Source organism: Thiomonas bhubaneswarensis, from assembly GCF_001418255.1.
Classification (GTDB): Bacteria; Pseudomonadota; Gammaproteobacteria; order Burkholderiales; family Burkholderiaceae_C; genus Thiomonas; species Thiomonas bhubaneswarensis.
The window spans coordinates 113,611-133,718 of sequence record NZ_LIPV01000002.1 but is presented as its reverse complement, the minus strand read 5'-3'; the positions used below and the strand labels follow the sequence as shown (position 1 = coordinate 133,718).

Genomic DNA, 20,108 nt, shown 5'->3' with positions numbered 1-20,108 from the left:
ATTCCTAGGGTTGTGCGCAAGGGGCTTCGAGCTGGCGGTCGGCCAGACTGAAGGAGGGGCTGACGCGCGAGCGCAGCGGGCGCTCGCGCTCGTAGGCCACAGCCGTACCGAGGGCGATATAGCGGCACTGGAAACGCGGCGGTTCGCCGCCGTCGCCGTCCTCGCGGCTGAGTTCGCTGTATTCGGTATGCGCCAGCACCGAGGCGTTCAGGCGCTGGCCATCGCTGCGCAAGTGCTCGATGGCGCTCAGGCGCACATGCTGCTGGAATGCAGAGAGTTCGCGCAGCTCGGCATTGGTCCACAACGCCCCGGCCTGATACGCCGATTGCGCCGAGGCACCGAACGGCGCACTGTTCATCATGCCGAACCCCGCGCCATAGACTGCGCCTCGCGGCAGATACCAGTCGAAGTGCGCGCCAATGGCAATGCCCACCGGCACTGCGCCATCGTCGAGCAGACGCACGAAGTGCAGCGCCGAGACCGTGGCCACGGCAGGATCGTTCGACGGCGGGAGTCCGCGGATGCGCACCGCCGTGCCGGTCAGGGAGAAGTCCAGTTCGGTCGGCTCGCGCCCTGGGTGTGCCTGCAGCTTCACGTCCACCACCGCATTGGCGCCCAGCAACGCCGCTTCCAGCCTCAGGCGGTCGAGGGCCTGATGCCAGCCGTCGTAATGGCCATCGGACCACGAGTAGCCGAAGTGATACCAGCAATTGCCATTGACCATGCCCACCGGTTCGATGCCGTGACTGCGCTGCGCAAGCATTTCGGCCGGGGTCGCGGTACTGATCCAGGGCAGTTCGCGCCGCGACGTGGCAGCAAGGCGCGTCTTGACGAAATCGGGCAGGTCGCCGTTGGGCAGGGCGTCGGCCCAGGCTTGTTGCCGCGCCAGCTCCTCGGCGGTCAGCGCGCGCGGCGCAGCCAAGGTGTAGGCGGTCGAGGTCAGGCCGTCCACGGCGTGCCGCGCATCCTGCGCCACCCCTTCGACGCGCTGCTTCAAGGTATTCCAGAGTGACATGGCCTGCACCTCTCAGTTCATCAAAAAATCATGCAGCGACTGGCTGGCGCGCTGCAGTTCTCCGGACTGCGAGAACAGCGCGGCGAGCAGGCTTTCCATCCAGCCAGCCAGACTCAGTTCGTCGCGCTTGAGAATGACCCCGCCCACCACCCGGGCGCGCTGCGTGCGCACCCCGGAGGGCTGTCTTTCGAGCAGGTAATGAAACTCTTCGGTGCGCACGGTGATGCTCTGGACATGGCTGGTCTTGGCGAACAGACCGTCACGCTTGCGCACCACATCCACCTGTCCCGGCAGGTCGCCTTCCAGACGCGCCGCCAGGCCCTCGACAAAGGCCTGGATGTCAGCGCTGGAGCGGCGTATCCACGCGGCCTGCAGGTCGATGTTGCTGGCGTCGTTTGCGCTGGAGTCTGGGGAGGTCATGGCGTTGGTCATGTGTGGGGTGAGCGTTGGCGCAGGGCCAAGGACGGGCGCGCAGAGTGTGAGTTCCGCCGCGCCTCGGCGCTGGCCTGCAGAGCTTGCTGCATGGCGGCGTGGGCGGCGTCGCGCAGTTGCACGGCCGCGTCGAAGGCGCTGGTGCCAGCTTCAAGGCGTGGATGCAGTGGCGCGCCGATGGTGAGGCGGACCGAATGCCAATGCGGCAGATGCGCGCCGTCGGGCAGCACCGTCCGCGTGCCGCGCAGGATCACGGGTACCACCGGCATGTCCGCCTTCACCGCCGCTTCAAACGGCCCAAGATGAAAGCCCAGCAAACCGGGATCGCGCCGAAAGGTGCCTTCAGGGAAGATGCAGAGTGATGCGCCCTGCGCCGCCAGGGCGCTGATGCGCTGCGCCGAGGCCACGCTTCCCCGGGCGTCAAAGCGTTCGATGAACTCGGCGCCGAGGTGGCGCAGAAACACGCGCGCCACCGGATTGCTCAGCAGCTCGTTTTTTGCGATGAAGCGGTAGGGGCCGCGCAGCGCCGCAAGCAGCATCAGTCCGTCCAGATCGCTGGAATGATTGACCAGGAGCATGTGCGGGCGCTGCGGCAAGACTTCGCGCCCCTGCACCTGCAGACGCTGGCCCACCAGCAGCAGAAACAGCCGCGTGGCGTGATGAGCAAAGCGCCAGGCCCAGGCCGGTCGGGGCAGCAGCGCGGTGATAGGCCAGACGATCAGCATCATCGCCCCGAGCACCAGCCACCACCAAAGGGCGTAGAGCCCATGCACGATGTGCTCCGCCCCATGTCGCAGGCGCGCGGCAAGGGCGCTTTGCACCAGTCGGGCGAATTGTCGCCATGCCGCCGGTGCACTCGCGCCCATGCCGCCCGAGGCCCACACTTGTCGGGTGGCGGCACGACGCAGCTTGCCGCTGGAGGTCTTGCGCACGGTGTACGGCGGGGCGAGCACCACCTCATCGGGTGGCTCGCTCAGCACCTCGGTGACTATGCGCAGAATGGCGTCGTGCAAGTGGGCGCGTACTGCAGCGTCGGTTTCGCGGGTTTCGGCCAGAACCACCAGTCGTTCGGTGCCACGCGCGGTGTCGGTGACGCCGAAGGCCACCACACAGCCCTTGCGCACGCCGGGCAACTCGCCCACGGCGAGTTCGACTTCGTGCGGATAGATGTTGCACCCACCACGGATGATGATGTCCTTGACCCGCCCGGTGATGTAGATCTCGCCGCCTGCGCGATAGGCGCGGTCGCCGCTGTCGAGCCAGCCGTCGTGAAGCAACTTTCGCGTCTCGTCCGGCCTGCGGTAATAGCCGCTCGTGGCGGACGGGCCCTGGAATTCCAGCCGCCCTTCAACCCGCTCGGCGACTTCTTCGCCAAGGTCGTCGACCAAGCGCACGCGGTGTCCCGGAATGGCCTGTCCACAAGCAACGAAGTGCAGCGCGTGCGGGTCGTTCGCGGCGGCGGGCTGGGCGTGGTGGGTCTGCTCGAACACGGCACGGTCGATGGTGTCGATGACCGGTGCATGCTGCAGCGAGGACAGGAGCAGCGCCACCGAATTCTCGGCCAGACCGTACACCGGGGTCATGGCCTCGGGCCGCAGGCCGTAGGGCGCAAATCGCTCACTGAAGCGGGCGATGGTGTCCGGGTTCACCGGCTCGGCGCCGTTCGCCGCCAGCCGCAGGGTGTGCAGATCGAGGCCAGTGATGTCGGCATCGGTCACATGGCGCAGGCATAGTTCGTAGGCGAAATTCGGCGCCGCGGTGTGTGTACCGCCAAAGCGATGAATCGCCTTGAGCCAGCTTTGCGGACGCCGCAAAAACGCCAGCGGCGACATCACGACCAGGCGGTTTCCGGTGTAGAGGCTGGACAGCCAGGCGCCGATCAGCCCCATGTCGTGATACAGCGGCAGCCAGCTCACGAATACATCGTCGGGTGTTAGTTGCAGCACCGCATGGATGGCGCGGACATTGGCCAGCAGATTGGCGTGAGTGAGCACCACACCCTTGGGGTCTCCGGTGCTGCCGGAGGTGTACTGGATGAAGGCAATGTCGTCTGCCGCGACGGCAACCGGCAGCGCGGGCGGGCGCGGGCGCTGGTCGGCCTCGGTGATCACGCGATGAAGGCCCGGTACCAGCGCTTCGAGCAGATGCGCCACCGGCAGGGCCTCGGGCACGGTGATCAGGGCCACGGCCTGTGCGTTGGCCAGAATGCCGGCATGGCGACGCACATGATCCTCAATCTGCGACAGCCGCGCCGGGGGATAGATGGGCACCGGAATGGCGCCAGCCAGCAGGATCCCGAAGTAGCGGGTGAAATAGTCGGCGCAAGTGGGCAGCATGATGGCGACCGTTTGCCGCGGCCGAACCCCCATGGCCTGCAACTGCTGCGCCGTGTGCTGCGCCCCGCGCCAGAGATCGGCGTAGCTGACCCTCTGCTCGCCCTCTTCGGTGAGCAGCACGATCTGGGTGCGCTCGGGGTGGCGCTGCACGTGCCAGCGCAGCACGTCCAGCAGGGTTGCGGCTTGGTCGGGGACGTCGCTGGTTGCAGCCGCCGCAGCACCCTGCAGCCCGGCCTTCGGGTCAAGTCCGTGCGGCCCGGCCTGGGTCGCGTCGCGCTGCAAGGGCGCTGCCGCCTGCAGCGCGACCAGCAGATCGCGCGGGGTCTGCGCCTGCTCCAGCAAGGCTTCAGGCAGGCTGACACCAAAGGCGCGTTCCAGTCGCAACAGCAACTCCACCCGCGCCAGGCTGTCGAAGCCAAGATCGCGGTCGAGTGCACTGTCGAGTGCCACTGTGCCGGTTCTTGCTGCGTCGCGGTTCAGCTCCAGATGGAGCGTGCGAACCACTTCCAGCAAGCGGGAAAACTGATCGAGATCATCCGGCCGCTCCGGGGGGACTGACACCCCCTCGGACCCAAGCGTGCCTCGCAGCACGGGGGACTGCTCCACCGCGAAGCCATCCGCCGCCGATGCGATGCCGACTTGCCTGCGTGCAGAACCCATGTCCAACTCCCATTGCCTCGACTCGCTCCGTGGGCGTGAGGGGCATTGCTGCAGGGCCATGTGCAGCCTTACTCTGGGTTGGATCGAAGTCGGCCAGGAAAGTGCAGCGGCTTAAGGCTCGCCAAAGAAACCAGATGCGACGCGAGCCGGGGCTTGCCCCAAGCCCCGGCCGTGCGCAGCAAAACAGCCAGGCCTTGGCGCCCCGCGACGCAGCCTGTGCATTGGCAGAGGGTTTGGCAGCGACTTCTTCTTTACAGTGCGGCGATGCCAGCCTATCTTGCCGCGAATCGATCCCCGCCCAGTAGCCATCATGCCCGACGCCGCCATGCCGCTGCATCTGTCCGAGGAAACCGCGCGCTTCCTGCAGAGCGGGCTGTCCATCATCCTCGCCTCGGCAGCAGACGGCGAGCCCAGCGTGGGCCGGGCGCTGGCCTGCCGGGTCAGCGAGGGCGGCGCGGTGGTGGAGCTGTTCGTCGTGGCGGAGAAAGCGCAGCCGCTGCTCGACCATCTGCGTGGCGGTGCGCCCATCGCGGTGGCGTTCACCCGCCCGAGCACGCATCGCACCCTGCAGATCAAGGCTGCCACGGCGGAATTGAGGCCGCTGACGGCACAAGACCGTGCCTTCATCGCGCGCTCGCAACAGGCCTTCGTCGCCGACGTGGAGCTGTTGATGGGCCCGCATCAGGGCGCGTTGCTGCGCGCCGCGCTGGGCTCGCCTGAAGACGCCGACCTGCGCATCGTGGTTCGGCCGAACGCGTCGTTCGAGCAGACTCCCGGTCCACGCGCGGGCCAGCCCCTGACCAGTGCGCAGGCCGCACCTCGCGCCGACCCGTCGTCGGCCATCGATCTGCCCGCTCGGCTCGAGCACGATTTCGCCGCACGGCAAAGCAACGCGACCCTGCGGCCCGAACGCCGCAGCCGCCCGGTGAGCCTCGCCGCCATCCGTGCCTGTCTGGAGGGCATCATTCCGGCCGCCGTGGCTTCTTGCGCGCCCGATGGCACCCCCAACGTGACCTATGTCTCGCAGGTGGAGTATGTCGACGCCGATCACGTGGCGCTGACCTTCCAGTTCTTCAACAAGACGCGCGAAAACGTGCTGGCCAACCCACGGGTGTCGGTGCTGTTGATACACCCCGACACCGGCCAGAGCTTTCGTCTGGCCCTGCACTATCTGCGCACCGAAAGCGAGGGGCCGCTGTTCGAGGCGATGAAGGCGCGGCTGGCGGGCATCGCCTCGCACAGCGGCATGGCGCGGGTGTTCCGCCTGCTCGGCGCGGATGTGTACCGCGTGCGCCGTATCGACCCCGTGCCCGGCATGGTGCTTGTGGTCGAGGACCCTCCCTGCTGTCGGCTGGAGGCGCTGCGTCGCATGGGCGCACGGCTGCAAAACGCAGGCGATCTGTCAGAGCTGACCCAGACCGTGCTCGACGATCTGGCGCAGCATCTGGACATGCAGCACAGCATGGTGCTGCTGCTCGACCCCGCCCGCAGCGCGCTCTACGCCGTGGCCAGCCGCGGCTACGCCGACAGCGGCGTGGGCGCCGAAATCGCCCTCGGCCAGGGCGTGATCGGAGTGGCCGGGCAGCAGCGCACTCCCATCCGCATCGGCTACTACACCCAGGACTCGGCCTACAGCCAGGCCATACGCGCGGAACTGGGCGACGCCGAACGCCATGCCCTGGAAACCGAAATTCCGTTGCCCGGCCTGCCGCAGCCGCACAGCCAGCTCGCCGTGCCCATCTGCCAGAGCGGGCGGCTGCTCGGCGTGCTGTTCGTCGAGAGCACGCGCAACCTGCGCTTCGACGCAGCCGACGAGGACACTCTGGTCGTCCTCGCCCAGCAGCTCGGCCAGGCCATCGTTTTACTTCTGGCGCAGGCAGACGATCCCGCCGAGCCCGGAGCCAGCGCTGCACCCACGCCACCGCGAGACGCCGCGCCACTGATGGTGCGCCACTTCGCCGCCAACGACAGCGTGTTTCTCGACGAGCACTATCTCATCAAAGGCGTGGCCGGTGCCATTTTCATGCGACTGGTGCGCGACTATGTGCGTCAAGGCCGCACCGCCTTCAGCAACAAGGAGCTTCGCCTCGACTCCGCGCTTGGCCTGCCCGACCTGACCGACAACCTCGAAGCCCGTCTCATCCTGCTCGACCGCCGCCTTGCCGAGCAGCAGCGTGGTGTGCTGCTGGAGAAGACCGGTCGCGGCCGTTTCCGCCTGGTCGTGCAACGGCCGCTGCGGCTGGTCGAGACACCCGGCTCAGACTGAAACCACCTTGCGCTCACGCGGCCAGCGCGAGGTCAGGCGCCATCAGCGCCCGCACCAGCGCGGCATGGCGCTCACCTTCGAGTTCGGCCCGGGCCAGTTCCAGCGCGGCGGCGTAAGCGGCTGGCGGCAGCGACGCGCGCAGACCGGCATACAGATCGGCAAGCTCCGCGGGATCGAGAGCGCGCACCATCCACGGCTGCAGCTCGGCGAGGATTTGCGGATCGACATGCGCCACTAGGCGCTCATGCAGGGCGTGCAGTTCGGCGTCGCTGTGCGCAGCCCACAAGGCCGCCGTGTTGACGCTCTCCTCCTCGTGCATGTGCACCAGATTGCGGCCGACGAAAGCGGCGAACTCGCGGTAAAGGCACAGCGCCAGCGCGCGGCGCTCCCGCTGCCCGCAGGCGTCTTTCAGCTCCTGTAGCCGCTCACGCAACGCGGCAATGTCGGCTGCATGCGCGTCGTGCTCCCCGGCGGTGTGCGTCGCCGCATCAGGCGCGGCGCGGGCTATGGCGGGATGGAGAAAGGTGTTCTCATGCTCGACATGTGCAGCGAGGTGATCGAGCAGGCGCTGCGTACGCAACAGGGTGTGGTCAAAGGCGTCGGTGTCGTCCAGATCGAGATGGCCCAGCGCGACCATCACCTCGGCCATCGACGCGCGCAGCGCCTTGTGGATGGGGCGGTAGAGGTCGGGGCGCACCAGCGACTGGCGGGCGTGGATCAGGAGATCGGGCGTGGCTTCAAATGCAAACATGACAAATCCTCGAAAGTTCGCAGCAAGGCAATGACACCCTGCGGCCTTGCTGCGCCGCCGCAGGTGTGGGGTCTTGAAGGTTGGCTACCGGGCGCTCTGGCAATTTGCAGACAACGCGGATGGCAGACCGGGCAGCGGATGCAGCCGGTCCAGCAGCATGTCCAGCGCCTGCGGATGCAGATGCGCTCGCAAGGCGTCGAGCCATGCAACGCGCTCGGCCTCTGGCGCGGCGCGCAGCAATGCCTCGGCGTTGCCGCAGCGCGCGCTGATCGGCAGGGTTTGAAACCGCTCCATCATGCGCTGAAGTTCGGCTGGGGCTGATCGGGTCTGATGCTCTTCCCTAAGCATGGCGATTCTCCCGGTAAGGCATCACCGCGCCGCCGCAGGCTGCGGCACGAAGTGAATGACCAGACCTTGCGCGTGTTGATCGGGAGGAACGAACGCCGGGGCCGCCTGCCCTGCGGGGCCGAGCTGGCGTACTGCGGCCAAAATGGCGCGAAGATCGTCGTCCGACATGTCGCGCAAGGCGAACCAGGGCATCGGTGGCCGCATCGGCTGACGCGCCCGCTGCAGCCATTGCGCCTCGCTCATCCGGGCCAGGGCCAGCCGCAGGTTGGCGGCGTAAGTCGTACCCCAGGGGCCGCTGAATCCCACCGGGTTGCCGGTCAGCCAAGCCGAACCCGGCGTGCTGCCACCGCTTTCGGCATAGCCTGGGGTGTGGCAGTCATTGCATCCCGTGATACGCAGCAGATACATGCCGCGCGCCGGGCCATCCGGGCTGCCCTGCGGCGACACGCGACCGTTTTCTGCGGCCGATGCCGCCCCTGCCGACATCCACAATCCGCAAGCGATGCCTACCGCCGCGGCACGAAACAACGAACTGCTCATGATGATGTTCTCCCTGGTTGCAACCGACCGCCGCAATGCGCGTCCGGCATGGGAAGAACGATAAAAGAACGACCGTTCTTTTGTTACTTAAAGTTTCATCATGACTTGCTAAAACTTTGCTAAACGCAACAGGCCCTAGGTTCGGCGCCGCGACAGAAGATGGTCCACCGACCACTTGCCCGGCCCCCACAGCGCCGCCACAGCGATGAGGATGCCCCAGATGACGTGCATGAGGATCGCTGGAGGTTGCAAGGCGTACATGTAGGACAGCAGCGCCACGGCGTTGACGACAAACAGCCCGAGCGCGCCAAAGCGGCCGAACAGGCCCAGCGCCAGCAACGGCGGCAGCAGCAGTTCGCCGGCCGTACCGGCCACCGCGGCGACGTGCGGAGGCAGCAACGCAACGTGGAACTCGTTTTCGTACAGCCACACCGTGCCCGACCAGTCGCGCAAGCTCTGCAGGCCCGAGTTGAAAAAGACGTATGACACATACAGCCTGGCCGCAAGCAGCGCGGGGGCCTGCAACCCGTCGAGCAGGTTGATGATCCTGCCCCAGGCGCGGCGCATGGGCAGGGTGCAGCGCAGGCGCTGCGGGGCGGTGAGCGTGGTCATGGAAGTCTCCTTGTGTCGGTCGTGAAGTCAGGGGATGGAAGGGGTTGCCGAAACCGGCTCGACGGTGTCGATCCAGCCATGCCGGACGGCCTGTTGCAGCCAGGCAGCAGGATCGAAATCGCCGTCATCGATGGCTTGCAGCGCGTGTTCCAGCGTGGGCGCTTGTTGCAAGGCCAGCAGCCATTGCTGGGTATCCGCAGCGCAGACCTCGGCCCGAGCTTGCCAACCCTCGCGCCAGACCCAGGCGATCTCGCCCATACCTTGCAGCGCGTCGCGACAAGCGACGACATCGGGCGCTTCGGCGCGGTGCAGCCGCCACAGGCTGACGATGGGCCAGCGCGACGCTACGAGACGCGTGCCGGGCGCCAGGCGCAGGCGCAGACGCTGCGGCGGCTCACAGGCCAGGCGTTGCAGATCGTCCGCCCTCAGCGCCGCGGGCCGAGCGTGGAGCACGTTCCACAGCGCCCAATCCAGCCGTGCGCTGTCGGCCAGCCAGGGCCAGGCTTGCAGATCTCGCTGCTCAGCCAGGGTATCTGCGAAGTCTTCGCCAACCCAGGCGAGATCGCCCCTGCGAGGCGGGCGCGCAAGCCAGTGCCGAGCGGCCAGCGTGTCGAATGTCGGCTCGCCCAACATGGCCAGCACAGTGGGGAACTGTGCGCGAAGCGCCACGCGGGCATGCTCGCGCCCGCTGCCGCGGTAGGCGGCGAGGCCCTCGGCCCAGCGGGCTCCGAACTGTTTCACGCCGAGTGCCGAGGGGCGCTCTGCCATGGCCTGGGGCGCGAACAGCAGCGCCACGAGGGCCTGCTGGCGAGCGGCCTCTCGGTGCTCGCCGCGTGACGCGAGGGGGGCGTTCATGCCGCCATCTCCTGCGGGAATGAAGGAGTGTCGGCCCCGGCGTGCCGGTAAGTGAGCGGCTCTTGCCCTTGTTCATCGAGCAGGCGCTGGGCCTGCTCGGCCTCGCCGAGCAGCACGGGGAGTGCGGGCAGACGGTCGTCCCATTCGATCAGTGTGGGCGTGGCGCCGAATCGGCGCAGCGCGTGAACATAGGCCATCCAGACCGGCAACGACACCAGGTCGGCGTGATCGTCGATGACCAGGCCGTTCTGCACGCTATGGCCGGCGAGGTGAATCTCGCCCACGGCACCGGCGGGCAGCAGCGCGGCCAGCGCGTCGATCCAGTCGCACACGGCCTGCAGCGGCGCGGGTTGGTTCGCGTTCCTGGCATTGACCATGAGGTTGTTGACATCGAGCAGCATGCCGCAGCCGGTGCGACGCACCAGCGCAGCGAAGAACTCGGGCTCGGTGAAATCGGCCTCGGCGAAGTCGAGATAGCTGCTGAGGTTTTCCACCAGAATGGGGCGGCGCAATCTGTCCTGCACCTGCTCGACGTTGGCGCAGAAGATGTCGAGCTGCGCCTCAGTGAAGGCAATGGGCAGCAGGTCGCTGGCATGCACAATGCCGCGTTCGCTCCAAGGTGCGCGGGCGAAACAGGCATGGTCGGATACGCGCACCGGCTCGATGCGCGCCACCAGCGCGGCGAGTTGGTCGAGATGCCGGACGTCGAGGCCACAGGCCGAGCCCAGTGCCAGCCCCACGCCATGCAGGCTCACGGCATGATCGGCCCGAACCTGCTGGAGTACGGCGGCCGCGGCGTCGTACGGGTTGAAGAAATTCTCGGAGTGGACTTCGACGAAACCGACATCGGGCTGCGCCGCGTGGAAGTCGCGGTAATGAGGCTGGCGCAGGCCGATGCCGGATCGGGCTGGGTGCAGGGTCATGGCACATCTCCTCGAATCATCGCAGCGCCTCCGCATCGACAGACCCGCAACGGGCTCGTCTATGCGGAGGGTCGGACATTCATCAGCTCATCTTCTTGGCCATCTCGGCCTCGAAAGCCTTGGTCTTTTCCGGGCTGGTCAGAATGGCCTTGGCCTGTTCCATGTTCAGTCCCCCCAGCTTCTCGCATGTGCCGGTGGGCTTGACGACGAAATCGCCCGGGTTGTAGTTCATGGTGCTGGTGCCCTTGCACGAATGCAGGCCCGACAGTCCGGCGCAGTCGTTGTGGCCGGCTGTGGCCACGCCGAAGCATTTGCCCATGGTCTCGGCGTGAGCCGCGGGCACCGCTGCAAGCGCGCCCAGGGCGAGCATGGAGGCGGCGGCGGTGCTGAGGAATTGACGCTTGTTCATGGTGAATCTCCAGAAAGGTGAGGTTGCGCAGGCCCATCGCCTGCATTAACCCGTCGCAAATCGGGCGGGTTGAGCATGAGTCGTGATGGGCTCGCTTTCCTGACAAGACGGCGTATGAGGGGAAACCCTCAACCCATGCGCGCAGGTGGATTCACCGTGCCTATGGAAGAATGCAAGTGCCTTTCGACTCTGCCGCCCCATGTCCCCAGCCGCCGACGAGCTAGCCGATCTGCACCGCCGCATCGAGGCGTTGCGCCCGACCTTGCTGCGTCTGGCGCAGTTGCAGTTGCGCAATCTGGCGTGGGCTGAAGATGCCGTGTCCGAGACCTTGCTGGCGGCGCTGGAAGGCGCGGCGCGGTTTGCCGGGCAGTCTCAGTTCAAGACCTGGGTGGTGGGCATCCTCAAACACAAGGTGCTCGATCAGCTGCGCCTGCGCCAGCGCGAAGCGCCCTACGACACCGACGACGAAGGCGAGGTACTCGAAGACCTGGTGTTCGCCCCGGACGGCCATTTCCGCACCATGCCGCAGACCTGGGAAACTCCCGCCGACGCTCTGCAGCAGCGCCAGTTCTTCGAAGTGCTCGAAGCCTGCATGGATGCGCTGCCCGGCCAGATCGGCCGGGTGTTCCTGATGCGCGAATGGCTGGAACTCGACACCGACGCCATCTGTAAGGAATTGTGCATTTCCTCGACCAATGTCTGGACCATGCTGCACCGCGCCCGCATGCGCCTGCGCGAATGCCTGCAACTGAATTGGTTTGGAAATCCGACAACGTGAACTACCCCTTTCGCCGCACCTGCCGACAAGTCGCTGCGCTGATTCTGGCGCGGGAGGATCGTGCGCTCAACGTGGGCGAGCGTCTGGCGGTGCGCATTCACTTCCTGGTGTGCAAAGCCTGTCCCAACTTCGCGCAGGAGGTGCGGACCATGCGCCAGTCGATGCAAGCCTGGCGCAACTACAGCGACGGCGAATGACCAGGGTCTGCTAACGCAGCAGCGCGGCGCCCAAGGCGATGCACACCACAGCGAGCAAACCGCGCCGCGTGGGGCGTTCGCCGAGAAACAGCCAGGCCAGCAGCAGCCCGAAGAGCATGGCCGTCTCGCGCAGTGCGGCCACCGGCCCCACGGGTGCCACGGTCATGGCCCAGAGCGCCAGGGCATACGAAACCAGGCTGCTGGCTCCGCCGCCCATGCCACGCAGCAGCAACCGGACGGATTGGCGCAGCGATGCGGGCTGCCCAGGCGTGGGCAGTAGCAAGGTACCCAGCCGCCGCCCGCGCATGAGCCACCACACGGTGGGCAGGGCAGTGAGCGGAAAGGTCCACAGGGCGTAGCTCATGGGTGCACCCGACAACCTGGCGCCCGCGGCGTCGTTGAGGGTGTAGGCCGCGATCACCACCGCATTGGCCAGCGCATAACGCAGCGCGCCGCCCTCACCGGGCAGCAGGCGCGCGCGCAGGAGCAGCACCCCCAGCACCACAGCCGCCACGCCGCCCACGGCGAGCGGGCGCAGCGGCTCGCTGAACAACCAGATCGACGCCACCAGCACCAGCACCGGGGCGACACCACGCATCAGCGGATAGCTCACCGCCACCCGCGCTCGGGCGTAGGCCGCGGCCAGCAGGCCAAAGTAAGCCACATGCAGCAGTGCGGTCAGCAGCAGATGCGGCCACGCCGCCGCTGCGGGCTGACGCAGGAAGGGCAGCACGAGCAACGCCGCCAGACTGCCGCCCACGACCAGCCGCGCGGTTTCCATGCGCCGGTCGGCTCCGGCGCGTATCGCCACGTTCCATCCAGCGTGCAGCAAGGCGCCGGCGAGAACGGCGAAATAGGCCAGTGGAGGAATATGGGAAGACAACTCGGCAGGCCAGACGTGTCACTTCGGGTCGCAAGCGACCAGAGTGCGCAGGCGGGTCAACGGGCCACGGGCTGCGCGCTTCAAGCCTCGCAGTCGAGACGATGCTGCTCGGCCAGACGCATAATGCGCTCGATCTCGGCGTCTCGGATGCCGATGTCGCGCAGCGCCCGTGCCGTGCGCGCCACATAGTCGTAAGTGGTGCCGTAACGGCCGCGACAGGTGCGCAGAATGGACAGCAGTTGCGCATCGTCGAGCGCGCCGGTATAGCTCGGGCTGCTGGGCGCCAGGGTGAATGCCAGCGCCTGCACGACGCCCTGCGGGGTACGCGTGGGAAGCCAGCGCGGATCGTAGACGGCTCGGGGCATTTCGCGCTTCCAGAGCTGATGCAATTCGCGCTCGGCGTGCTCTTGCGGCACGCGCAGCGCAATGCCGCTGCAGGAGCCGCCGGCCATCAGGGCGAACACCAGCCCGGGCTGCTCATCGGTGCCGCGATTGATGCGCGACCACATGCGCAGCGTGCGCCGCCAGCCCCACACGCGGGCCGGACGCACTTCGTTGTGGCGCACCTCGGGGTTCCAGATCAGCGAACCGTAGCCGAACACCCAGAGATCGCCGGGCGGGCGGCTGGCCAGAGTGGTCTCCAGCATCTCCTGTGGCTCGCGCCCCGGAAACTGGGGCAGGCCATGATCGTTTTCAGCGTCGCGCATCATGCCCGCATTGTGCTCAAACTTCGCGCTCACCCGGATCAAGTTTCGCCCGAACGCGCGAGCCGCGAAGGCCGGAAGCGAATTACCGAGGCAGAACGGTGCTCCCCGTCAGAAACCGGTCGATCTCGCGTGCGGCCTGGCGGCCCTCCCTGATCGCCCAGACGACCAGGCTCTGCCCGCGGCGCATGTCACCCGCCGCAAAAACCTTGGGCACATTGGTGGCGTAACCCGTTTCGTCTTCGGTACCGGCCTTGGCATTGCCGCGCGCGTCCTTGTCGATGCCGAAGGCGTCGAGCACGCTGGAGACCGGATGGACGAAGCCCATGGCCAGCAGCACCAGATCGGCGTCGAGGGTGAATTCGCTGCCGGGCACTTCCTGCATGCGGCCGTCCTTCCACTCGACGCGACAGGCCTTGAGCTGCTTGACCTTGTTCTTGTCCTTGCCGGTGCCGGCCACGAACTCTTTGGTCGCCACCGCCCAGTCGCGTGAGCAGCCTTCTTCGTGGCTGCTGGAGGTACGCAGCTTGATCGGCCAATACGGCCAGACCAGGGGCTTGTTTTCCTGCTCGGGCGGCTGCGGCATGACCTCGAACTGGGTGATGCTGGCCGCACCGTGGCGGTTGCTGGTGCCCACGCAATCGGAGCCGGTATCGCCGCCGCCGATCACCACCACATGCTTGCCGGTGGCCATGATCTGGTTCTTCAGCTTGTCGCCGGCGTTGACCTTGTTCTGCAGCGGCAGGAATTCCATGGCGAAGTGAATGCCGTCGAGTTCACGGCCCGGCACCGGCAGGTCGCGCGGGCATTCGGCGCCGCCGGTCAGCAGTACGGCGTCGAACTCCGCCTGCAACTGTTCGGGGGTGATGGTCTCCTTGGCCCAGTTGGCCACGGTCGCTCCGGGGCCGTCCTTGGGCATCTCGGCCACCAGCACGCCGGTGCGGAAGGTCACACCCTCGGCCTGCATCTGCGCGATGCGACGGTCGATGTGGCTCTTTTCCATCTTGAAGTCGGGAATGCCGTAGCGCAACAGGCCGCCGATGCGGTCGTTCTTCTCGAACACCGTCACGGCATGACCGGCGCGGGCGAGTTGCTGCGCCGCCGCCAGACCGGCCGGGCCGGAGCCGACGATGGCCACGGTCTTGCCCGTCTTGTGCTCCACGGGCTGCGGCTGAACCCAGCCCTCCTTCCAGCCACGGTCGATGATGGCGTGCTCGATGGACTTGATGCCCACCGGCGCCTCGTTGATGCCGAGGGTGCAGGCCGCTTCACAGGGGGCGGGACAGATGCGGCCGGTGAACTCGGGGAAGTTATTGGTGGAGTGCAGCACGTCGAGCGCCTGCTTCCAGTCGCCCTGCCACACTAGATCGTTGAAGTCGGGAATGATGTTGTTGACCGGGCAGCCGTTGTTGCAGAACGGAATGCCGCAGTCCATGCAACGCCCGGCCTGAGTCTTGGCCTTGTCGTCGGGCAGTTCGTGGACGAACTCCTTCCAGTGCTTGAGTCGCACGGCTGGCGCTTCGTACTGCTCTTCCTGCCGTTCGAATTCCATGAATCCGGTGATTTTTCCCATGGTCGGTCCTTGTTCGTGGTGCTTGACGATGCACTGCAGTTATTTGGCGGGGACGCTTGCGTTGCCGACGGGCGCCTTGGCTTTCGCGGTGGCGGCCTGCGCTTCGCGCTTGGCAGCCATTTCGCCCAGAGCCCGTTTGTATTCATGCGGGAACACCTTGACGAAGCGGCCGCGCGCCTCTTCCCAGGTGTCGAGCAGTTCGCGCGCGCGCTGCGAGCCGGTCCAGCGCAGGTGATCCTGCAGCAGCTTGCGCAACTGCGCCTCGTCGGTCTGGCCGCGGTGCCACAGCGCCTCGGCCACCTGCGCCTTCTGCTCGGCCGCAGGCAGCACCTTGTCGAGGGCCACCATGGACGTGTTGCAGCGCTTGGCGAACAGCCCATCGACGTCGTAGACGTAGGCGATGCCGCCGCTCATGCCCGCGGCGAAGTTGCGCCCGGTCTCGCCCAGCACCAGCACCGTGCCGCCGGTCATGTATTCGCACCCGTGGTCGCCCGTGCCTTCGACCACCGCAGTGGCGCCGGAGTTGCGCACTGCGAAGCGCTCGCCCGCCACGCCGCGGAAAAAGGCCTCGCCTTCGATGGCTCCGTAGAGCACGGTGTTGCCGACGATGATGTTGCCCGGCGCGTCGCCGCGGAAATCGAGACTGGGGCGCACTACCACGCGGCCGCCTGACAGCCCCTTGCCGGTGTAGTCGTTGGCCTCGCCGATGAGGTAGAGGGTGATGCCGCGGGCGAGGAAGGCGCCGAAACTCTGGCCGCCCGTGCCTTCCATCTGGATGTGGATGGTGTCGTCGGGCAGACCCTCGTGACCGTAGCGCCGCGCCACTTCGCCGGAGAGCATGGCGCCCACGGTGCGGTTGACGTTGCGCACGTTCTGGATGAACTGCACCTTTTCGCCGCGCTCCAGTGCAGGACGGGCGCGTTCGATCAACACATGGTCGAGCGCCTTGCTCAGGCCGTGATCCTGCTCCTCGACGTGGCGGCGCGCGACGTCGGCGGGCACATCGGGCTGGTGGAACACGCGCGAGAAGTCGAGTCCACGCGCCTTCCAGTGCGCCACGCCCTTGCGCGCATCGAGCAGGTCGGCACGGCCGACCAGATCGTCGAACTTGCGCACGCCGAGCTGGGCCATGATGGCGCGTACTTCCTCGGCGATGAAGAAGAAGTAGTTCACCACATGCTCGGGCTTGCCCGAGAACTTCTTGCGCAGCGCCGGGTCTTGCGTGGCCACGCCCACCGGGCAGGTGTTGAGGTGACACTTGCGCATCATGATGCAGCCTTCGACCACCAGCGGCGCGGTGGCGAAGCCGAATTCGTCGGCGCCCAGCAGCGCGCCGATGACCACGTCGCGGCCGGTCTTGATCTGACCATCGACCTGCACCCGAATGCGGCTACGCAGGCGGTTGAGCACCAGGGTCTGCTGGGTTTCAGCCAGGCCGATTTCCCAGGCCGACCCCGCGTGCTTGATGGAGGACAGCGGCGACGCGCCGGTGCCGCCATCGTGTCCGGCGATGACCACATGGTCGGCCTTGGCCTTGGCCACCCCGGTGGCCACGGTGCCCACGCCGCTTTCGGCCACCAGCTTGACGCTGATGGAGGCGCGGGAGTTGGCGTTCTTCAGGTCGTGGATGAGCTGGGCCAGGTCTTCGATGGAGTAGATGTCGTGGTGCGGCGGCGGCGAGATGAGGCCCACGCCCGGCACCGAGTAGCGCAGCATGCCGATGTATTCGGAAACCTTGCCGCCGGGCAGTTGCCCGCCCTCGCCAGGCTTGGCGCCCTGTGCCATCTTGATCTGGATCTGGTCAGCCGAAGCCAGGTATTCGGCCGTGACGCCGAAGCGGCCCGAGGCGACCTGTTTGATCTTGGAGCGCAGCGAATCGCCGCTCTTGAGCGGAATGTCGCTGACGACGCGGTCGGCGCCCAGCACCGAACCCAGGGTGTCGCCATCCTTGATGCCGCTCGATCCGGTGCGCATTTCAGGGCGGTAGCGCAGCGGGTCTTCGCCGCCTTCGCCGGTGTTGCTCTTGCCGCCGATGCGGTTCATGGCCACGGCGAGCGTGGCGTGCGCTTCCGTTGAAATGGAGCCCAGCGACATCGCGCCGGTGGCAAAGCGCTTGACGATTTCGCTGGCCGGCTCGACCTCGTCGATGGGAATGGCCTTGCTCGGATCGATCTTGAACTCGAACAGGCCGCGCAGCGTGAGCATGCGGCGCGACTGATCGTTGATGATCTGCGCGTATTCCTTGTAGGTGTTGTAGTTGCCGGCGCGGGTGGAATGCTGCAGCTTGGCGATGGCGTCGGGCGTCCACATGTGCTCTTCGCCGCGGGTGCGCCAGGCATACTCGCCGCCAGCGTCGAGCATGTTGGCGAGCACGGGCGAGTCGCCGAAGGCGTCGCGGTGCATCCGCAGCGCTTCTTCCCCGACCTCGAACACGCCGATGCCTTCCACCTGGCTGATGGTGCCGGTGAAGTATTTGTCCACCAGTTCACGCGACAGACCCACGGCCTCGAAGATCTGTGCGCCGCAGTAGCTCATATAGGTGGAGATGCCCATCTTGGACATCACCTTCTGCAGGCCCTTGCCGATGGCCTTGATGTAGTTGGCGATGGCCTTGTCGGCGCTGAGTTCGCCCGGCAGGTCGCGCGCCATCTCGGCGATGGTGTCCAGCGCCAGATAGGGGTGGACGGCTTCGGCGCCGTAGCCCGCGAGCACGGCGAAATGATGCGTTTCGCGCGCGCTGCCGGTTTCCACGACCAACCCGGTCTGCGTGCGCAGGCCGTGGGTGGTGAGGTGCTGATGCACCGCGCTCATGGCCAGCAGCGCCGGAATGGCCACGCGCTCGGCGTTCATGTGGCGGTCGGTGATGATGAGGATGTTGTGACCGCTCTTGAGCGCATCCACCGCTTCGGCGCAGATCGAGGCGATGCGCGCCTCGATGCCTTCCTGCCCCCAGGCGACGGGATAGCAGATGTCGATCTCGTAGCTGCGGAACTTGCCCCCGGTGTGCTGGGCGATGGAGCGCAGGCGCGCCATGTCGTCGTAGTCGAGCACGGGCTGGCTCACCTCCAGGCGCATGGGCGGGTTGACCTGGTTGATGTCGAGCAGGTTCGGGCGCGGTCCGATGAAAGACACCAGCGACATCACCATGTTCTCGCGGATCGAATCGATCGGCGGGTTGGTGACCTGTGCGAACAACTGCTTGAAGTAGTTGTAGAGCGGCTTGGCGCGGTTGGACAGCACCGCCAGCGCAGCGTCGTTGCCCATCGAACCCACGGCCTCGTCGCCCTTCTCGGCCATCGGCGCCATGAGGAACTTGAGGTCTTCCTGTGTGTAGCCGAAAGCCTGCTGGCGGTCGAGCAGCGGAATGGGCGATGGCTCGGCGTGGCCGAGATGATCGAGGTCATCGATGCGGATACGCAGGTTCTCGATCCACTGCCCGTAGGGACGCGCACCGGCGAGCTGGCTCTTGATCTCCTTGTCGTCGACGATGCGGCCAGCTTCCATGTCGATGAGGAACATCTTGCCCGGCTGCAGACGCCACTTCTTGACGATGTGGCTCTCGGGAATGGGCAGCACGCCCGACTCGGACGCCATGATGACCAGATCGTCGTCGGTGACGATGTAGCGAGCCGGCCGCAGGCCGTTGCGGTCGAGCGTGGCGCCGATCTGGCGGCCGTCGGTGAAGGCGATCGCGGCGGGGCCGTCCCACGGCTCCATCATGGCGGCGTGATATTCGTAGAAGGCGCGGCGGCGCGGGTCCATCAGGGTGTGCTGCTCCCACGCCTCGGGAATCATCATCATCATGGCGTGCGACAGCGGGTAGCCCGCCATCAGCAGCAGCTCCAGACAGTTATCGAAGCTCGCGGTATCGCTCTGACCGGGGTAGATCAGTGGCCAGAGCTTTTGCAGATCGGTGCCGAGCACCGGCGAACTCACCGCGCCCTCGCGTGCGCGCATCCAGTTGTAGTTGCCCTTGACGGTGTTGATCTCGCCGTTGTGCGCCACCAGCCGATAAGGGTGAGCCAGCGGCCATTCGGGAAAGGTGTTGGTGGAAAAGCGCTGATGCACCAGCGCCAGCGCCGACACCACACGCGGATCTTTCAGATCCTTGTAATACTCGCCCACCTGATCGGCCAGCAGCAGGCCCTTGTAGACGATGGTGCGCGCCGACATCGACGGCACGAAATACTCCTTGCCATGGCGCAGGTTGAGCTTCTGGATGGCGTGGCTCGCGGTCTTGCGGATGACGAAGAGCTTGCGCTCGAGCGCGTCGGTCACCATCACGTCGGGGCCGCGACCGATGAACACCTGACGGATCACCGGCTCCTTGGCGCGCACCGTGGGCGACATCGGCATCTCGGCATCGACAGCCACGTCACGCCAACCCAGCAGTTCCTGCCCTTCGGCGCGCACTGCCCGCTCGATTTCCTGCTCGCACGCCAGACGTGACGCCTCCTCGCGCGGCAGGAAAATCATGCCCACGCCGTACTCACCCGGCGGCGGCAGTTCCACGCCCTGCTTGGCCATTTCTTCACGGAAGAAGGCGTCGGGGATCTGGATCAGAATGCCTGCGCCGTCGCCCATGAGCTTGTCGGCCCCCACCGCGCCGCGATGGTCGAGATTCTTGAGGATGAGCAGGCCGTTCTGCACGATGTCGTGCGACTTCACCCCTTTGATGTGTGCCACGAAACCCACGCCGCAGGCGTCGTGCTCGTTTTGTGGGCAATACAGGCCGCCACGTGAGAGGGCAGCGATTTCGGCGCCGGAGGCGGAAATTTCGGGCGTGGACATGGCAGGCTCCGCATGAAGTCGACTAGGAGGTGCGA

General features: G+C 66.6%; 17 protein-coding genes. 3 read left to right on the top strand and 14 right to left on the bottom strand.

Annotation, left to right across the window (positions count from 1 at the left end; all coding sequences use genetic code 11):
* Nucleotides 1-4: 4 nt before the first annotated feature.
* From ASC45_RS03130 to ASC45_RS03120, 3 genes are read right to left on the bottom strand one after another with little or no spacing between them, the layout of a single operon-like run.
* On the bottom strand, nt 5-1,015 hold the full coding sequence (locus ASC45_RS03130) for a heavy metal-binding domain-containing protein (RefSeq protein ID WP_055449809.1): 1,011 nt from the start codon (nt 1,013-1,015) through the stop codon (nt 5-7).
* 12 nt (nt 1,016-1,027) lie between these two features.
* Nucleotides 1,028-1,435, bottom strand: coding sequence for a hypothetical protein (locus ASC45_RS03125; protein ID WP_141655714.1), 408 nt, complete (start codon nt 1,433-1,435; stop codon nt 1,028-1,030).
* Between the two features lie 8 nt (nt 1,436-1,443).
* Nucleotides 1,444-4,344 (bottom strand): AMP-binding protein, encoded by a 2,901-nt coding sequence (locus ASC45_RS03120; protein ID WP_211263343.1) that lies wholly within the window; start codon nt 4,342-4,344, stop codon nt 1,444-1,446.
* A 409-nt stretch (nt 4,345-4,753) separates the two neighbouring features.
* On the opposite strand from ASC45_RS03120, the gene ASC45_RS03115 reads away from it, so the two are divergent.
* Nucleotides 4,754-6,709 carry a GAF domain-containing protein gene (locus tag ASC45_RS03115; RefSeq protein WP_342665684.1) on the top strand — a complete coding sequence of 652 codons (1,956 nt, stop codon included), beginning with the start codon at nt 4,754-4,756 and terminating at the stop codon, nt 6,707-6,709.
* 13 nt (nt 6,710-6,722) lie between these two features.
* Here the strand turns inward: ASC45_RS03115 and ASC45_RS03110 are convergent, their stop codons facing one another.
* The 7 genes from ASC45_RS03110 to ASC45_RS03080 form a co-directional block, all read right to left on the bottom strand.
* Nucleotides 6,723-7,460, bottom strand: coding sequence for a hemerythrin domain-containing protein (locus tag ASC45_RS03110; protein WP_055449578.1), 738 nt, complete (start codon nt 7,458-7,460; stop codon nt 6,723-6,725).
* An 84-nt stretch (nt 7,461-7,544) separates the two neighbouring features.
* On the bottom strand, nt 7,545-7,808 hold the full coding sequence (locus ASC45_RS03105; protein WP_141655713.1) for a hypothetical protein: 264 nt from the start codon (nt 7,806-7,808) through the stop codon (nt 7,545-7,547).
* Between the two features lie 21 nt (nt 7,809-7,829).
* On the bottom strand, nt 7,830-8,348 hold the full coding sequence (locus tag ASC45_RS03100; RefSeq protein WP_055449576.1) for a hypothetical protein: 519 nt from the start codon (nt 8,346-8,348) through the stop codon (nt 7,830-7,832).
* A gap of 135 nt (nt 8,349-8,483) precedes the next feature.
* Entirely contained in the window at nt 8,484-8,960 is a 477-nt protein-coding gene (locus ASC45_RS03095) for a DoxX family protein (protein ID WP_082454216.1), read from the bottom strand.
* A gap of 27 nt (nt 8,961-8,987) precedes the next feature.
* Nucleotides 8,988-9,815, bottom strand: coding sequence for an HvfC/BufC N-terminal domain-containing protein (locus ASC45_RS03090; RefSeq protein ID WP_055449575.1), 828 nt, complete (start codon nt 9,813-9,815; stop codon nt 8,988-8,990).
* Complete coding sequence (locus ASC45_RS03085; protein ID WP_055449574.1) at nt 9,812-10,738, bottom strand: MbnB/TglH/ChrH family RiPP precursor modification enzyme; 927 nt, start codon at nt 10,736-10,738, stop codon at nt 9,812-9,814. The genes ASC45_RS03090 and ASC45_RS03085 overlap by 4 nt, the downstream gene beginning before the upstream one ends.
* Before the next feature lie 82 nt (nt 10,739-10,820).
* Nucleotides 10,821-11,147: a BufA1 family periplasmic bufferin-type metallophore gene (locus ASC45_RS03080; protein ID WP_055449573.1), complete on the bottom strand. Its 327-nt coding sequence runs from the start codon at nt 11,145-11,147 to the stop codon at nt 10,821-10,823.
* Nucleotides 11,148-11,346: 199 nt separating this feature from the next.
* Between ASC45_RS03080 and ASC45_RS03075 the strand changes: the two genes are divergently transcribed.
* The gene (locus tag ASC45_RS03075; RefSeq protein ID WP_055449572.1) at nt 11,347-11,925 is read left to right on the top strand and encodes a sigma-70 family RNA polymerase sigma factor; all 579 of its coding nucleotides are present in this window, start codon (nt 11,347-11,349) and stop codon (nt 11,923-11,925) included.
* Nucleotides 11,922-12,122, top strand: a complete 201-nt coding sequence (locus ASC45_RS03070; protein WP_245609935.1) for a zf-HC2 domain-containing protein — start codon at nt 11,922-11,924, stop codon at nt 12,120-12,122. The genes ASC45_RS03075 and ASC45_RS03070 overlap by 4 nt, the downstream gene beginning before the upstream one ends.
* Before the next feature lie 10 nt (nt 12,123-12,132).
* Here the strand turns inward: ASC45_RS03070 and ASC45_RS03065 are convergent, their stop codons facing one another.
* The 4 genes from ASC45_RS03065 to ASC45_RS03050 all read right to left on the bottom strand — a co-directional run bounded on the left by ASC45_RS03065 (nt 12,133) and on the right by ASC45_RS03050 (nt 20,073).
* The gene (locus ASC45_RS03065) at nt 12,133-13,005 is read right to left on the bottom strand and encodes an EamA family transporter (RefSeq protein WP_211263342.1); all 873 of its coding nucleotides are present in this window, start codon (nt 13,003-13,005) and stop codon (nt 12,133-12,135) included.
* An 80-nt stretch (nt 13,006-13,085) separates the two neighbouring features.
* On the bottom strand, nt 13,086-13,715 hold the full coding sequence (locus ASC45_RS03060) for a gamma-glutamylcyclotransferase (RefSeq protein ID WP_055449569.1): 630 nt from the start codon (nt 13,713-13,715) through the stop codon (nt 13,086-13,088).
* Nucleotides 13,716-13,794: 79 nt separating this feature from the next.
* Complete coding sequence (locus ASC45_RS03055) at nt 13,795-15,282, bottom strand: glutamate synthase subunit beta (RefSeq protein WP_055449568.1); 1,488 nt, start codon at nt 15,280-15,282, stop codon at nt 13,795-13,797.
* Nucleotides 15,283-15,321: 39 nt separating this feature from the next.
* The gene (locus ASC45_RS03050; protein ID WP_055449567.1) at nt 15,322-20,073 is read right to left on the bottom strand and encodes a glutamate synthase-related protein; all 4,752 of its coding nucleotides are present in this window, start codon (nt 20,071-20,073) and stop codon (nt 15,322-15,324) included.
* Between the last annotated feature and the right edge of the window lie 35 nt (nt 20,074-20,108).

Excerpts from the sequence above, each read along its gene's own strand:
- ASC45_RS03060 (WP_055449569.1), bottom strand. The coding sequence starts at position 13,715 with ATGATGCGCGACGCTGAAAACGATCATGGCCTGCCCCAGTTTCCGGGG.
- ASC45_RS03080 (WP_055449573.1), bottom strand. The coding sequence starts at position 11,147 with ATGAACAAGCGTCAATTCCTCAGCACCGCCGCCGCCTCCATGCTCGCC.
- ASC45_RS03085 (WP_055449574.1), bottom strand. The coding sequence starts at position 10,738 with ATGACCCTGCACCCAGCCCGATCCGGCATCGGCCTGCGCCAGCCTCAT.
- ASC45_RS03125 (WP_141655714.1), bottom strand. The coding sequence starts at position 1,435 with ATGACCTCCCCAGACTCCAGCGCAAACGACGCCAGCAACATCGACCTG.
- ASC45_RS03090 (WP_055449575.1), bottom strand. The coding sequence starts at position 9,815 with ATGAACGCCCCCCTCGCGTCACGCGGCGAGCACCGAGAGGCCGCTCGC.
- ASC45_RS03100 (WP_055449576.1), bottom strand. The coding sequence starts at position 8,348 with ATGAGCAGTTCGTTGTTTCGTGCCGCGGCGGTAGGCATCGCTTGCGGA.
- ASC45_RS03050 (WP_055449567.1), bottom strand. The coding sequence starts at position 20,073 with ATGTCCACGCCCGAAATTTCCGCCTCCGGCGCCGAAATCGCTGCCCTC.
- ASC45_RS03095 (WP_082454216.1), bottom strand. The coding sequence starts at position 8,960 with ATGACCACGCTCACCGCCCCGCAGCGCCTGCGCTGCACCCTGCCCATG.
- ASC45_RS03105 (WP_141655713.1), bottom strand. The coding sequence starts at position 7,808 with ATGCTTAGGGAAGAGCATCAGACCCGATCAGCCCCAGCCGAACTTCAG.
- ASC45_RS03115 (WP_342665684.1), top strand. The coding sequence starts at position 4,754 with ATGCCCGACGCCGCCATGCCGCTGCATCTGTCCGAGGAAACCGCGCGC.
- ASC45_RS03110 (WP_055449578.1), bottom strand. The coding sequence starts at position 7,460 with ATGTTTGCATTTGAAGCCACGCCCGATCTCCTGATCCACGCCCGCCAG.
- ASC45_RS03075 (WP_055449572.1), top strand. The coding sequence starts at position 11,347 with ATGTCCCCAGCCGCCGACGAGCTAGCCGATCTGCACCGCCGCATCGAG.
- ASC45_RS03130 (WP_055449809.1), bottom strand. The coding sequence starts at position 1,015 with ATGTCACTCTGGAATACCTTGAAGCAGCGCGTCGAAGGGGTGGCGCAG.
- ASC45_RS03055 (WP_055449568.1), bottom strand. The coding sequence starts at position 15,282 with ATGGGAAAAATCACCGGATTCATGGAATTCGAACGGCAGGAAGAGCAG.